This window comes from Amycolatopsis sp. lyj-346 (assembly GCF_046548975.1).
Taxonomy (GTDB): Bacteria; Actinomycetota; Actinomycetes; order Mycobacteriales; family Pseudonocardiaceae; genus Amycolatopsis.
Genome location: NZ_JAJPWT010000002.1, coordinates 163749 through 179562, shown reverse-complemented (window position 1 = coordinate 179562; position 15814 = coordinate 163749). Strand labels below are relative to the sequence as shown.

Annotated in this window: 1 protein-coding gene and 2 pseudogenes (1 of these 3 running past the window's edge); 2 read left to right on the top strand and 1 reads right to left on the bottom strand. The window is 75.1% G+C overall.

Annotated features, from left to right (window positions below; translation table 11 throughout):
• Nucleotides 1-4 precede the first annotated feature (4 nt).
• Nucleotides 5-6139, top strand: a pseudogene (locus ACLJQE_RS07730) (type I polyketide synthase); the annotation flags it as partial.
• A gap of 245 nt (nt 6140-6384) precedes the next feature.
• Here the strand turns inward: ACLJQE_RS07730 and ACLJQE_RS07725 are convergent.
• Nucleotides 6385-7173, bottom strand: coding sequence for a DUF2306 domain-containing protein (locus tag ACLJQE_RS07725; protein WP_410638411.1), 789 nt, complete (start codon nt 7171-7173; stop codon nt 6385-6387).
• 267 nt (nt 7174-7440) lie between these two features.
• On the opposite strand from ACLJQE_RS07725, the pseudogene ACLJQE_RS07720 reads away from it, so the two are divergent.
• Nucleotides 7441-15814: pseudogene (locus ACLJQE_RS07720) on the top strand (SDR family NAD(P)-dependent oxidoreductase); its annotated part runs 18749 nt beyond the window's last position; the annotation flags it as partial.

Below are 15814 nucleotides of genomic sequence, written 5' to 3'. Positions count from 1 at the left end.
CGTGGCGACCGAAGCCGAGCTGCTCGACTACCTCCGCCGGGTGACCGCCGACCTGCAACGCACCCGCGAGCGCCTGGTGGCCGCGGAGTCCGCGGGCGACGAGCCGATCGCCGTGGTCGGCATGAGCTGCCGCTACCCCGGCGACGTCGACACCCCCGAAGCGCTGTGGCGGCTGGTCGACGACGGCACCGACGCGATCTCCGGCTTCCCGGACGACCGCGGCTGGCCGCTGGCCGATCTGCTCGGCGACGTCGGCGGCCCCGGCACGTCGGCGACCGCCGAGGGCGGCTTCCTGCACGGCGCCGGCGGCTTCGACGCGGCGTTCTTCGGGATGAGCCCGCGCGAGGCGCTGGCCACCGACCCGCAGCAGCGGCTGCTGCTGGAAACCGCGTGGGAAGCGTGTGAAAGCGCGGGCATCGACCCTCTTTCCCTGCGCGGCAGCGACACCGGCGTGTTCGTCGGCGTGATGTACAACGACTACGCGATCGCGTTGCAGGGCGTCACCGAAGACCTGGAGGGCTACCAGAGCAACGGCAGCGCCGGCAGCGTCGCCTCCGGGCGCATCTCCTACACCTTCGGCTTCGAAGGCCCGACCGTCAGCGTCGACACCGCGTGCTCGTCGTCGCTGGTCACCCTGCACCTCGCCGCCCAGGCCCTGCGCCGCGGGGAATGTTCCCTCGCGCTCGCCGGCGGGGTCGCGATCATGTCGACGCCGATGGTGTTCATCGAGTACAGCCGCCAGGGCGCGCTGTCGCCGACCGGCCGCTCCCGCGCGTTCGCCGAGGGCGCCGACGGCACGGGCTGGTCCGAAGGCGTCGGCATGCTCGCGCTGGAAAAGCTGTCCGACGCCCGCCGCAACGGCCACGAGGTCCTCGCCGTGCTGCGCGGGTCCGCGGTCAACTCCGACGGCGCCTCCAACGGCCTCACCGCGCCCAACGGCCCGTCGCAGCAGCGGGTGATCCGCGCCGCGCTGGCCGACGCGAAGCTCTCACCGTCCGAAGTGGACGTCGTCGAGGCGCACGGCACCGGCACCAGCCTCGGCGACCCGATCGAGGCGCAGGCGCTGATCTCGGTGTACGGCCAAGACCGCCCCGAAGGCCGCCCGTTGTGGCTCGGCTCGCTGAAGTCCAACCTCGGGCACACCCAGGCCGCGGCCGGGGTCGGCGGCGTGCTGAAGATGATCCTCGCCATGCGCAACGGTGTCCTGCCGCGCACCCTGCACGTCGACCGGCCGTCGACGAAGATCGACTGGACCGCCGGTGACGTCGAGCTGCTCACCGAACCCCGCCCGTGGCCGCGGACCGGGGCGCCGCGCCGGGCCGCCGTGTCGTCGTTCGGCGTCAGCGGGACCAACGCGCACGTCGTCCTCGAACAGGCCCCGCCCGCCGAGCCCGCCGAGCCCGTGGCGGAACCGGCCGCGATCCCGTGGGTGCTGTCGGCGAAGTCGCCGGAAGCCCTCGCCGCGCAGGCCGCCCGGCTGCTGGCCCACCTCGACGAGCACCCGGCGCAGTCCTTGGCGGGGATCGCCCGCACCCTGCTGGCCCGCAGCCGGTTCGACCACCGCGCCGTCGTCGCCGGGACCGGGCACGCCACCCTGCGGGAAGGCTTGTCCGCGCTCGCGGCGGGCGTCCCGGCCCCGACCGTGGCCACCGGCACGGTGACCGCCGCGCCCGGCCCGGTGTTCGTGTTCCCCGGCCAGGGCTCGCAGTGGCCCGAGATGGCGGTGGCCCTGCTGGAAACCCAGCCGGTCTTCCGCGCCCGCATCGAAGAGTGCGCCGAAGCCTTGCGGCCGTACGTCGGCTGGTCACTGCTGGACGTCCTGACCGGCGCCGAGGGCGCCCCCTCGGCCGACCGGGTCGACGTCGTGCAGCCGGTGCTGTTTTCGGTGATGGTGTCGCTGGCGCACCTGTGGCGCTCCTACGGCGTCCGGCCCGCCGCGGTGCTCGGGCACTCGCAGGGCGAGATCGCCGCCGCGTGCTTCGCCGGGGTGCTGTCGCTGCCCGAAGCCGCGCGGATCGTGACCCTGCGCAGCCGCCTGATCGGCGACCGGCTGGCCGGGCACGGCGGCCTGCTGTCGGTGATGGCGTCGGAGGCCGAAGTCGGCGAGCTGCTCGGCGACTTCGAAGGCACCCTCTCGATCGCCGCGGTCAACGGGCCGCGCACGGTCACCGTCGCCGGTGCGCCGGAAGCGCTGACCACGCTGGAAAAACGCCTGTCGGCGGCCGGGCTCATGCGCTGGCGCGTCGAGGGCGTCGACTTCGCCGCGCACAGCCCCCAGGTGCGCGTGCTGCACGACGAACTCCTCGAGGTCCTCGGCGAACTGCACCCCGGCGAGTCGGAGATCCCCTTCTTCTCCACCGCCGACCAGCGGTGGCTCGACGGCCCGGAAATGGACGGCGAATACTGGTACCGCAACCTGGAACGCACGGTGCGGTTCGACGCCGGCGTCCTCGCCGCGCTCGACCGCGGTGCCCGGCACTTCGTCGAGATCAGCCCACAGCCGGTGCTCAGCCTCGGCCTGCAGGCACTGCTGGAGCAGTCGGGTACGGGTGCGACGGCGTCGGCGACCTTGCTGCTCGGCCACGGCGGCCCCGACCGGTTCCTGGCCGCGCTCGGCGCCGCCTTCGCCCGCGGCGCCGACGTCGGCTGGCACCTCGTGGTCCCCGCCGAGGGGGAACGCGTCGCACTGCCGACGTACCCCTTCCAGCGCACGGACTTCTGGCCGCGCGCCGCGCTGCAGGCGACCGGCGACATCACCGCGCTCGGCCTCGCGTCCGCCGGCCATCCGCTGCTCGGCGCCGTGACGGCGTTGCCCGACACGGAAGGTTTCCTGTTCACCTCACGGCTGGCGGTTCCCACGCACCCGTGGCTGGCCGAGCACACGTTCGGCGGCGCGGTCCTGCTGCCCGGCACCGCGTTCCTCGAGCTGGCCATCCGCGCCGGAGACGAGGCCGGCTGCCCGGTCGTCGACGAGCTGACCCTGGCCGTGCCGCTGGTGGTCCCGCCCGGACAGGCCGTGCGGACGCAGGTGGTGCTCGGCCCGCTGACCCCGGCCGGGCGGCGCACCCTGTCCGTCTACGCCCGGCCCGACGCCGGGGAAGAGCCGTGGACCTGCCACGCCACCGGCGTCCTGCGCGCCGGCGACGTGCCCGAAGCGGGGAAGTTCTCCGCCGAGTGGCCGCCGGCGGGCGCCGAGCCGATCGACCTGACCGGGTTCTACGAGACGGCCGCCGAAAACGGCTTCGGGTACGGCCCGCTGTTCCGCGGGCTCGCCAAGGCGTGGCGGCACGGCGACGACGTCTACGCCGAAGTCGCGCTGCCGGAAGCCAACCGCCCCGAAGCGGCCGCGTGCGCGCTGCACCCGGCGCTGCTCGACGCCGCTCTGCACGCGGCGTCGTTCACCGGCGAAGGACGCAGCAGGCTGCCGTTCTCGTGGACCGACGTCGAGCTGTACGCGGTCGGCGCGTCCCGGGCCCACGTGCGGATCAGCCCGACCGGCCCCGACAGCGTCCGCGTCGAGCTCGCCGACACCGCCGGCACGCCGATCGTGTCCGTCGGCTCGCTGCTGCTGCGGGCCGCCGGCCCCGTCGAGGCCGCTCCGGCGCACGGCGACAGCCTCTTCCGCTGGGAGTGGCAGCCGGTGCCGTCCCCGGAGCCCGGCCGGCTCGCCGACGGCACGTGGGTCGTCGCCGGTGCCGACGAGTTCGGGCTGACCGGCGCCGTCTACACCCTCGGCCGCGCGGTCGAGACGTTCCTCGGCATCGGCGCCCTGTCCCGGGCCCTGGACGACGGTCTGCCCGCGCCGCAGGTGATCCTGATGCCGCTGGTGCCGGTGCGGCCGGAGAACGACCGCGAAGCGGCCCGCGACCTGACGAAGTGGGTGCTGGGCGAGGTCCAGGCGTTCCTCGGGGAGGACCGGCTGCGCACCACGCGGCTGGTGTTCGTCACCCGCGGCGCCACCGAGGACGGCCTGGCGGGCGCGACCGCGTGGGGTCTGCTGCGCTCGGCGCAGACCGAGAACCCCGGCCGGATCGTGCTGGCCGACCTCGAACGCGAAGGCGACCAGTCCATCCGGGACCTGCTGCCGCTGCTGCCCGGCCTGCTCGCCTCGGGCGAGCCGCAGGTCGTGCTGCGCGACGGCGTGCCGCACGTCGGCCGCCTCACGCGGGTGCGCGGCGAGGAATCCACTGTGGACTGGACGGGGGGCAAGGTGCTCGTCACCGGTGGCACCGGGGCGCTGGCCCGGTCGGTCGCCCGGCACCTGGTCACCGAGCACGGTGCCCGCGAATTGCTGCTGGTCAGCCGCAGCGGCCCGGCGGCACCCGGCGCGGCGGAGTTCGCGGCCGAGCTCGACGCCACGGTGGACATCCGGGCGTGCGACGTGTCCGATCGGGACGCGCTGGCCCGGCTGCTGGCCGCCGAGCCGTCGGTGCGGGCGATCGTGCACACCGCCGGTGCGCTGGAGGACGGCGTCCTCGGCTCGCTGACCCCGAAGAAGCTCGACACGGTGTTCGCGCCGAAGCTCGACGCGGCCTGGCACCTGCACGAACTGACCCGCGACCGCGAACTGACGGCGTTCGTGCTGTTCTCGTCGTTCGCCGGGTTGGCGGGCAACGCCGGACAGGCCAACTACGCCGCCGCAAATGCCTTCCTCGACGCGCTCGCCCGCCACCGCCGTGCCCTCGGCCTGCCGGGGACGTCGATCGCGTGGGGCACCTGGGCCGGCGACCGCAGTGTGATGGCCGCCCGGCTGGACGAGACCGGCCGCCGCCGCCAGGAACGCGGGGGAGCACTGGCGCTGTCGCCCGAGCAGGGCCTGGCGCTGTTCGACGCCGCGCTGGCCCGCCCGGCCGAGCCGGTGCTCGCCGCCATCCGGCTCGACCTGGCCGCGATGCGCGCGGCCGGCGAGGTCCCGCGGATGATGTACGCCCTGCTGCCGCCGCCGTCCCGCCGCTCGGCGGCCACGACGGAGCAGGACGCGGGCTCGTTCGCCCGCGCGTACGCGCAGCTGCCCGACGGTGCCCGGCCGGCCGCGGTGCTCGACCTGGTCCGCGGCCTGGCCGCCGCGGTGCTCGGGCACCCGGGTGCGGCCGCCGTGCCGGTCGACGGCAGCTTCCCGGAGCTGGGTTTCGACTCGCTGACCGCGATGGACCTGCGCAACCGCCTGCAGGCGGCCACCGGCCTGATCCTGCAGGTCGGCGTGGTGTTCGACCACCCGACCCCGGCGGAGCTGGCCGCCCACCTGGCCGCCGAACTCGCCGTCGAACCGGCGTCCGGCGAGGTGACCACGACGGTGTCGGTGCAGGCCCCGGAGACGATCGCGGGCCTGTTCACCGAAGCGCTGAAAGCCGGGCAGCAGGCGGACGCGATCGCGTTCCTGCGCGCGGCGGCGACGTTGCGCCCGAAGTTCCGCACGTCGGCGGAGCTGACCCGCCCGATCCGCCCGCTGCGGCTGGCCCGCCGGTCCCCGGACGCGGCGCCCGGCCCGCACCTGATCTGCGTCCCGGCGCTGGTGGCGATGGCGGGGGTGCAGCAGTACTCGCTGTTCGCGGCGTCCTGCCGCGGTCGCCACGACGTCTCGGCGGTGCCGATCCCGGGCTTCACCGACGGCGAAGCCCTCCCGGCCGACCGTCAGGCCCTGGTGGCGGCGGAGGCCGACGCGATCTCGGCGTACACGGGCGGCGAGCCGTCGATCGTGCTCGGCGTGTCCACCGGCGGCCTGCTGGTGCACGCGATCGCGACCGAGCTGTGCCGCCGCGGCACGCCTCCGGCCGGCGTCGCGCTGCTGGACCCGTACGCGGTGGACAGCGAGTTCGTCGCGAGCGCGGGGGGCGGGCTGATGCAGGGGCTGTACAAGCGCAACCAGCAGTACACCGAGGTGACGAGCGCGGGGCTGTCGGCGATGGCGTGGTGCTTCGACCTGATGGAGGGCTGGGAGCTGGGGCCGCTGCCGTGCCCGACGCTGCTGGTCCGCGCGTCGGAACCGATCGTCGCGGCCCAGGAGGCCGTGGACTGGCGCTCGGCCTGGCCCCACGCGGACACGGTGACGGATGTGCCGGGCAACCACTTCACGATCGTCGAGGAGCACATCGCGGACGCGGTCGCGGCGGTCCAGGCCTGGCTGCCCCGGGTCGGCTAGGTCGCGGCAGGAGTGCGCCCCAAGGCCACCTCCGGTGCATGGACGCACCCGAGGTGGCCTTGGGGCGCACTTCGCTTCCCCCGCCGCCACCCTCGACCCTCGACGGAGACGCGCCGCGGTGTTGATCCAGCGCGACCAGGGCCGCCCTGGAGCGCACCGACCGATCCACGGACCGGGCGCGCGGAAAACCCCGGCACCTGGGGTTGTGCCGGGGTTTTCCGCCGCGGGAAGGCAGTCCGCGAGACTCAGGGGACGGGGTCGGGGGCGGTCCGCTCCAGCACCGGCGTCTTCGTGTTCGGCGCCAGCACGGGCTCGGCCGGGGCGGCGGGGACCGAGACCTTCGCCGCCGCGCGCTTGGCCGCCTGGCGGCCCAGCGCCTTGTAACGGGCCCGGTGGTTGAACCACTCCGCGATCAGCAGGTTGACCACCCACGGGATCCACGACGTCAGCGTCGACACCTGGTCCTGCACCGCCGGCGGGCCGTCGACGCCCATCGTGAAGACCTCCGGCTCCAGCCAGAGGATCACCGGACCCAGCCAGAAGCGGGACGCCAGGATCGAGAAGCACAGCGCGAAACTGCGCAGCATCCACTCGCGGTGCTCGACGATCCGGCCCTGCCGCGCCCGGCGGAAGCCGACGATCGTCGTGATCAGCCACAGCAGGCCCAGCAGCGCGTTGCCCGCCTTCTGGCCCGGGCCGTGCGTGAGGAACGGCGTGATCGTCAGGATCGCCAGGCCCGCCGGCAGGGCGCCGCCGAGGACGTAGACACGGCCGGAGATGCGGTGCAGCTTCGGGTTGCGGTTGCGCAGCCACGGCCAGACCTGGATCGCCGCCGTCACGAACGCCACCGAGCCGAAGAGGATGTGCGCCACCAGCAGCGGGTAGTAGAACGGCAGGTCGAGGCGGGTCGCCGCGGTCGACTTGCTCGGGTCGAAGCCCAGGTAACTGGGCAGCCGGAACGCGAGGAACGCGAACACCAGGAAGTAGAACGGGACGATCCAGGGGCGTCTCAACGCCGTTCCGATGCGTGACATGGTTCGCCTTCCTCACGGGACATCCGGCGCGAAGAGCATGCCGCCGCGAAACCACGGAAAACCCCAGACTTCGCGCCGGGGGCCGGGCAGCCCGGGCCGATCTCTGGGGAAAAACCGGCCCCGGCGACGGCATAGTCGCTTTCGACCTGAACCCCGGCGGTGGCTCCGGCGTCGTGAGGCGACCCGGGCGTCCGCCCGAACCGGATCACTGGGAGCGCCGCGGTGGATCGAGCCGAGCACGTTGCCCGCGAAGGTGCTGTCGCGATCGTGGGCCTGGCCTGCCGCCTGCCCGCGGCGCCCGCACCCGGTGCCTTCTGGACCCTGGTGCGCGACGGCGCCGACGGCACGACGGAGGTCCCGGAACACCGCCGGTCCTCGGTCCCGCCGGAGACCCGCCGCGGCGGGTTCCTGTCCGAAGTGGACACCTTCGACGCCGCGTTCTTCGGCATCCCGGCCCGCGAGGCCGCGACGATGGACCCGCAGCAGCGCCTCGCCCTCGAGCTGGGCTGGGAGGCCCTCGAAGACGCGCGGATCGTGCCGTCGCGCCTCGAAGGCACCTCGACCGGCGTCTTCGTCGGCGCGAGCGCGGACGACTACGCGACGCTGCTCAAGCAGGGCGGCGCGAACGCGATCGGGCACCACACGCTCACCGGGCAGAGCCGCGCGGTCGTCGCCAACCGCATCTCCTACACCTTCGGGCTGCGCGGGCCGAGCCTGTCGGTGGACACCGGGCAGTCCTCGTCGCTGGTCGCCGTGCACCTCGCCTGCGAGGCGCTGCGCGGCGGCGAGGCCGAGCTGGCGCTGGCCGGTGGCGTCCAGCTGAACCTCGCCCCGGAAAGCACCATCGCCGCCGACCGGTTCGGCGGCCTCTCGCCCGACGGCCGCTGCTACACCTTCGACGCCCGCGCCAACGGGTACGTCCGCGGCGAGGGTGGCGGCTTCGTCGTCCTCAAGCCCCTGACCGCCGCCCTGCGGGACGGCGACCGCATCCACTGCGTCATCGAAGGCGGCGCGGTCAACAACGACGGCTTCAGCGAGACCCTCACGACGCCGAGCGCCGACGCCCAGGAAGCCGTCATCCGGGCCGCGCTGCGCCGCGCGGACGTCCCCGCCGACGCCGTCAAGTACGTCGAGCTGCACGGCACCGGCACCCGCGTCGGCGACCCCCTCGAAGCCGCCGCGCTCGGCGCCGTCTTCGCGCCCGGCCGCGGGGAAGATCCACTGTGGGTCGGCTCGGTCAAGACGAACATCGGGCACCTCGAAGGCGCCGCCGGCATCGCGGGCCTGCTGAAGGTCGCGCTGTCGCTGTCCCACGGCGAAGTGCCGCCCAGCCGCAACCACGAGCACCCGAACCCGGCCATCCGGTTCGACGACTGGCGCCTGCGCGTCGCCCTCGACCCGGTCCCGTGGCCCGGGCCCCACGCCTACGCCGGGGTTTCGTCCTTCGGCATGGGCGGCACGAACTGCCACCTCGTCCTCTCCGCCGCGCCCCGGGTCCCGGAGGAACCCCGGCGCACCCCGTCCGAAACCGCGCCGTGGGTGCTCTCGGCCCGCACCGCGGGCGGCTTGCGCGGCCAGGCCAGGGCCTTGACCACCCTCGACGCCGACCCGCTCGACGTCGCGCACTCCCTGGTCACCACCCGCGGCGCGTTCCCGCACCGGGCCGTCGTGCTCGATCCCGCCGCCCTGCCCGCCCTCGCGGCCGGGGAGCCGTCGGCCGACGTCGTCACCGGCACGGCCGGTGAGCACCGCCTCGCCGTCCTCTTCCCCGGCCAAGGCGCCCAGCGGCCCGGCATGGGCCGAGAGCTGTACGAGCGGTTCCCCGTGTTCGCCGAGGCACTCGACGAGATCTGCGCGCGCTGCGACACCGAACGCCCGCTGCGCGACGTCCTGTTCGCCGAGCCGGGCTCGGCCGACGCCGCAGTGCTCGCCGAGACCGGGCACACCCAGCCCGCGCTGTTCGCCTACGAAGTCGCGCTGTACCGGCTGTTCGCCTCGTGGGGGATCGAGCCGGAGCACGTCGCCGGGCACTCGGTCGGCGAGATCGCCGCCGCCCACGTCGCCGGCGTGCTGTCCCTCGACGACGCCTGCGTGCTGGTCACCGCCCGCGGCCGGCTGATGGGTTCGCTGCCGCCGGGTGGCGCGATGGTCTCCGTCCGCGCCTCCGCTGCCGAGGTCGAACCCCTGCTGGGCGGCGATGTCGTGCTCGCCGCGGTCAACGGCCCGGCTTCGGTCGTGCTCGCCGGTCCCGAAGAGCCGGTGCTGGCACTGGCCGCCCGGTTCGAGGCCGACGGCCGCAAGACCGCCCGCCTGGCCGTCTCGCACGCGTTCCACTCGCCGCTGATGGACCCGATGCTCGCCGAGTACCGCCGGGTCGTCGAGCAGCTCGACCTGCGCCCGCCGCGGCTGCCGATGGTGTCGACGGTGACCGGCCGCGTCATCCGCCAAGCCCAGCTGTGCTCACCCGGGTACTGGGTCCGCCAAGCACGCGACACCGTCCGGTTCGCCGACGCCGTCACCACGCTGTCCCAGCTGGGCAGCACCGCGTTTCTCGAGCTGGGCCCGGACGGCACGCTCACCTCGCTGGTGCGTGCCACCCTGGACGGCGACCCGGTGACCGTGCGGGCTTCGCGGCCCCGGCGCCCGGAAGACGCCGGGGTCCTCGCCGCGCTGGCCGAGCTGCACGTGCGGGGCATCGACGTCGACTGGACGGCGCTCACCGCCGGCGGCAGGCCGCTCGACCTGCCGACCTACGCCTTCGACCGCGCACGCCACTGGTTCGACGCGCCCGAGCCGGCGCCCGCCGCGGCCCCCGTCGACCGTGACCTGCTGAAGCTCGTGCGCGCGGAGGCGGCCGCGGTCCTCGGCGCCGGGATCGCCGAGGTCGACCCGAACACGTCCTTCCGCGAGCTGGGTTTCGACTCGGCGATGAACGTCGACCTGGCCGTCCGGCTCGGCGCCGCCACCGGCCGCACGCTGGCCACGACGGAGCTGTTCGACCACCCCACCGTCCGCGCGCTCGCCGGGCACCTCGACGGCGCCACGCCGAAGACGGCACCCGCGATCGCCGCGGCCGGCGACGCCGATCCGGTGGTCATCGTCGGTCTCGGCTGCCGCTACCCGGGCGGCGCCGGCTCGCCCGGGGAACTCTGGCGGCTCGTCGAGTCCGAAGTGGACGCGATCACCGCGATGCCCGCCGACCGCGGCTGGCCCGCGTCGGTGCTCGGCACCGGGCGGCCCGGCGGGTTCCTCGCCGACGTCGCCGGGTTCGACGCCGGCCTGTTCGGCATCTCGCCGCGGGAAGCGCAGGCGATGGAACCCCAGCAGCGGCTGGTGCTCGAAGTCGTGTGGGAAACCCTGGAACGCGCGGGGATCGCGCCGTCGTCGCTGCGCGGCACCCGGACCGGCGTGTTCGTCGGCGCCACCGCCCAGGACTACGGCCCGCGGCCGGCCGAAGGCACCGGCGACGCCGAGGGGTACGTGCTCACCGGCACCTCGCCGAGCCTGGTCTCCGGCCGGGTCGCCTACGTGCTCGGTACCGGCGGCCCGGCGGTCACCGTGGACACGGCGTGCTCGTCGTCGCTGGTCGCGCTGCACCTGGCCGTGCGGTCGGTGCGCTCGGGCGAGACGTCGCTGGCCATCGCCGGTGGCGTCACGGTGATGGCCGAGCCCGGCATCTTCGTCGAGTTCGCGAAGCAGGGCGGCCTGTCCGAAGACGGGCGCTGCAAGGCGTTCGGCGACGGCGCGGACGGCACCGGCTGGGCCGAAGGCGTCGGCATGGTCGTCGTCGAACGGCTTTCGCGCGCCCGCGAACTCGGCCACGACGTCCTGGCGATCGTGCGCGGCTCGGCGGTCAACTCCGACGGCGCGTCCAACGGCCTCACCGCACCCAGCGGACCCGCGCAGCAGCGCGTGATCCGCGAAGCCCTCGGCGACGCGGGCCTCGTGCCCGCCGACGTCGACGTCCTCGAAGCACACGGCACCGGCACCCGGCTCGGCGACCCGATCGAAGCCCGCGCCGCGCTCGCCGTCTACGGGCAGGACCGGCCGGCCCCGCTGCTGCTCGGGTCGATCAAGTCGAACATCGGGCACACGCAGGCCGCGGCCGGCATCGCGGGCGTCATCAAGATGATCGAAGCGATGCGGCACGGAGTGGTGCCCCGCACGCTGCACGCCGACGTGCCCTCGTCCCACGTGGACTGGACGGCGGGGGCGATCGACCTGGTCACCGCGGCCCGCGACTGGCCGGCCGCCGGCCGCCCACGCCGGGCGGCCGTCTCGTCGTTCGGCATCAGCGGCACGAACGCGCACCTGATCCTGGAGCAGGCTCCGGCGGAGACGGTCGCCGAACCCGCGCGCGAGGTCGCCGTGACCGCCGTCCCGTGGATCGTCTCGGCCCAGTCCGAAGCGGCCCTCCGCGCGGCCGTCGACCGGCTCCGGACGGTGGACGCCGATCCGGTCGACGTCGGCCATTCCCTGCTCACCACCCGTTCTTCGTTCGACCGCCGGGCCGTGCTGCTGGGCGGCGCCGAAATCGCGACCGGCATCGCGCCCCCGGTCGAGCCCGCGGTCGCCGCGGTGTTCGCCGGGCAGGGCACCCAGCGCCCCGGCATGGGCCGCGAGCTGGCCGCGCGGTTCCCGGTCTTCGCGGCCGCGTACGCCGACGTCTGCGCGCACTTCCCGGCCGAGGTGACCGAAGCGATCCACACCGAAGACCCGGCCGTGCTGGACCGCACCGGCGTCGCCCAGCCCGCGCTGTTCGCCCTCGAGGTCGCGCTGTTCCGGCTCGCCGGGTCGCTCGGCGTGCGCGCGGACCGGGTGGCCGGGCACTCGGTCGGCGAGCTGGCCGCGGCGCACGTCGCCGGGGTGCTCGACCTGCCGGACGCGTGCGCGCTCGTCGTCGCGCGCGGCCGCCTGATGGAGGCACTGCCCGAAGGCGGCGCGATGATCGCGCTGCGGGCCACCGAGGACGAGGTCCGGCCGCTGCTGTCCGACGGCGTCGCGATCGCCGCCGTGAACGCCCCCGGGTCGCTCGTCGTCTCCGGCGAGGAGGACGCGCTGCTGCGGCTGGCGGCGTCGTTCGAGGAGGCTCGGCGGCTCTCGGTGTCGCACGCCTTCCACTCGCCGCTGATGGCACCGATGCTCGACGACTTCCGCCGCGTGGCCGGGGAACTGACGTTCCACGAACCCTCGTTGCCGGTCGTGTCGACGGTCACGGGCCGTCCCGCCGAGCCCGGTGAGCTGACCGACCCGGGCTACTGGGTGAACCAGGTCGTCTCGACCGTGCGCTTCGCCGATGCCCTGGAGTCGTTGCGGGACGACGGGATCGGGACGTTCGTCGAGATCGGCCCGGACAGCACCCTGTCCGGCCTGGTCGCGCGCACGTTGCCCGCAGCGTCCCCGGTGCCGCTGCTGCGCGCGGACCGCGCCGAAGAGACCGCGTTCGCGACCGCGCTCGGCCGCCTGCACGTCCTCGGCGCCGAACTCGACTGGACGGCGTTCTACGCCGGCAGCGGCGCCCGCCGGGTCGCCCTGCCGACGTACGCCTTCCAGCACGAACGCTTCTGGGCCACCGCCCGCCCCGCGGCCCGCCCCGTCGACCGCTCGGACCACCCGCTGCTCGGCCCGGCCGTCGAGCTGCCCGGCGAAGACGGCTTCGTGCTCACCGGGCGCGTCTCGCCGGACGCGCTGCCGTGGCCCGCCGACCACGTCGTCGAGGACCGCATCCTGTTCCCCGGCACGGGTTTCGTCGAACTCGCGTTGCGCGCCGGCGCGGAGGCGGGGTGCGGCGCGCTCGCCGAGCTGACCCTCACCGCGCCCCTGCCGCTGGCGAGCGACGGCGTGACCGTGCAGGTCCGCGTCGGCGCCGACGACGGTGGCCGCCCGGTCACCGTCCACTCCCGCACCTCGGACGGCACCTGGACCGAGCACGCCACCGGCCGGCTCGTGCCGGCCGTCCCGGCCCCGGTCCAGCCGGCGGCGGATCGGGGGGCAGCCCTCGACGTCGCCGAGCTGTACCCGACCCTGGCCGCGGCCGGCCTGGACTACGGGCCCGCGTTCCGCGGCGTCCGCGCGGCCTGGCACGAGGGCGACGACCTGTGCGCGGACCTCGTCCTGCCCCCGGAGGCCGGCGACCCCGCGGGTTACCTGCTGCACCCGGCCCTGTTCGACGCCGCCCTGCACCTGGTGCCGTTCCTCGGGCTCGACCCGCGCCCGCGCGCGCGGCTGCCGTTCGTCTGGTCGGACGTCGGCCTGCACGCGGTCGGCGCGTCCACGCTGCGGCTGCGGATCCGCCGCCTGGGTCCGGACACCGTGACCCTGTCGGTGACCGACCCCGAGGGCACGCCGGTCGCCACCGTCGGGTCACTGGTGCTGCGGCCCCCGGCCGACGCGGGCCCGGTGGCGCCGCCGCTGCTGCGGGTCGAGTGGACACCCAAGGACCTCGGTGCTCCGGCCGACCTGACCTGGGCCGTCGTCGGTGCGGACGACCACGGTTTCGGGGCGCTGCTGACCGGCCGGCACGCGGTCCCGGCATCGGCCGACGTCCTGCTCGTGCCGATCCCGGACCCCGTGGGGCTGCCCATCCCGGCCGGTGTCCGCCTGGTGACCTCGACCGTGCTGAGCCACCTGCGCGGGCACCTCGAGGACGACACGCGGCTGGTGTTCGTCACCGGCGGTGGCCCGGTCGCCGCCGCGGCGGAAGGTCTCGTGCGCTCGGCCCAGTCGGAACGGCCGGGCCGGTTCTTCCTGCTCTCCGGCGTGCCCTCGGCGGCCGAGCTGGCCGCGCTGCCGACGTCCGGGGAGACCGAAGCCCGCGTCCGCGACGGCCGGGTCGAGGTACCGCGCCTCGCGCCCGTGCCCACCGCCGAACCCGGGACGGCCGGCTGGGGTGACGGCGCCGTCCTGATCACCGGCGGCACCGGCGGGCTCGGTGCGCACGTCGCGCGGCACCTGGTGACCACCCACGGCGTGGCGCGGCTGGTGCTGGCCGGCCGCCGGGGCGCCGACGCACCCGGTGCCCGTGACCTGGCCGGCGAGCTGACCGCCCTCGGCGCCGAGGTGGCCCTGGTCGCCTGCGACGTCTCCGACCGCGAGGCCGTCGCCGGGTTGCTCGCCGCCCACCCCGTCACCGGCGTGGTGCACGCCGCCGGGGTCCTCGACGACGGCGTGCTCGGCACCCTGACCCCGGATCGCCTCGGCCGCGTCCTCGCCCCGAAGGTGGACGCGGCCTGGCACCTGCACGAGCTGGCACCCGACCTGGCCGCCTTCGTCGTGTTCACGTCGGTGTTCGGCGTGCTCGGCAACGGCGGCCAAGGCGCCTACACCGCGGCCAACGCGGCCCTCGACGACCTCGTCCGGATCCGCGCCGCCGCCGGGTTGCCGGCCCGCGCGATCGCGTGGGGCCCGTGGGCGCGCGAAAGCGGCATGACCGGCACGCTGTCCGAGGCCGCCCGCCGCCGGATGGCCCGTGCCGGGCTGCCGGCCCACTCGGTCGAGGAGGGCCTGGCCTGGTTCGACGCGGCGCTCGCCGGGACCGAGCCCGCGGTGGTCGCCGCGCACGTCGACCGGGCCGCCCTGCGCGCCCTGGACGTCGTGCCGCCGGTGTTCCACCGCCTGGCCCCGCCGCGCCCGCGCCGGGCGGCCGCGGCGGCGACCGACTTCGGCGCACTGGTCGTGTCGACGGTGGCGAACGTCCTCGGCCACGCGTCCGCGGCGTCGGTCGACTCGTCGCTGACGTTCCGCGAACTGGGTTTGGACTCGCTGACGTCGGTCGAGCTCCGCAACCGCCTCGCCGAGGCGAGCGGGCGGCGGCTGCCCGCGACGCTGGTGTTCGACCACCCGACACCCGACGCCGTCACGGAGTTCCTGGCGTCCGGGGACGACTCGTCCTCCCGCCCGGCGCGGGTGGCGGCGCGCGACGACGACCCCGTGGTGATCGTCGGCATGGCCTGCCGGTACCCGGGCGGGGTGGCGTCGCCGGAGGACTTCTGGGAACTGCTGACCGAAGGCCGCGACGGCATCACGCCGTTCCCCGCCGACCGCGGCTGGCACCTGCCCGGCGCCGGCTTCGAGGGTGGCTTCCTGCACGAAGCCGCCGGGTTCGACGCCGACTTCTTCGGCATCTCACCCCGCGACGCGCTCAGCGCCGACCCGCAGCAGCGGCTGCTCCTGGAAGTCTCGTGGGAGGCGTTCGAGCGGGCGGGCATCGATCCGACGTCGCTCAAGGGCTCCGGCACCGGCGTGTTCGCCGGGGTGATGTACCACGACTACGCGGCGATCGCGCAGGATCCCGGGACGCGCGGCTTCGACGTCAACGGGACCGCGGGCAGCATCGCGTCGGGGCGGGTCGCGTACGCACTCGGGCTGGAGGGCCCGGCGGTCACGGTGGACACGGCGTGTTCGTCGTCGCTGGTCGCGGTGCACTGGGCGGCCCAGGCGCTGCGGTCGGGGGAATGCTCGCTGGCGCTGGCCGGCGGGGTCACGGTCATGTCCACGCCGGCGACGTTCCTCGACTTCGCGCGCCAGGGTGGCCTGGCGAGAGACGGCCGTTGCAAGTCCTTTTCGGACGAGGCCGACGGCACCGGGTGGTCCGAAGGCGTCGGTCTGCTGGTGCTGGAGCGGCAATCCGATGCCGTCCGCA

What these genes read in the sequence shown, in the direction of transcription:
- ACLJQE_RS07725 (WP_410638411.1), bottom strand. Translation starts at nt 7,173, where the DNA reads ATGTCACGCATCGGAACGGCGTTGAGACGCCCCTGGATCGTCCCGTTC.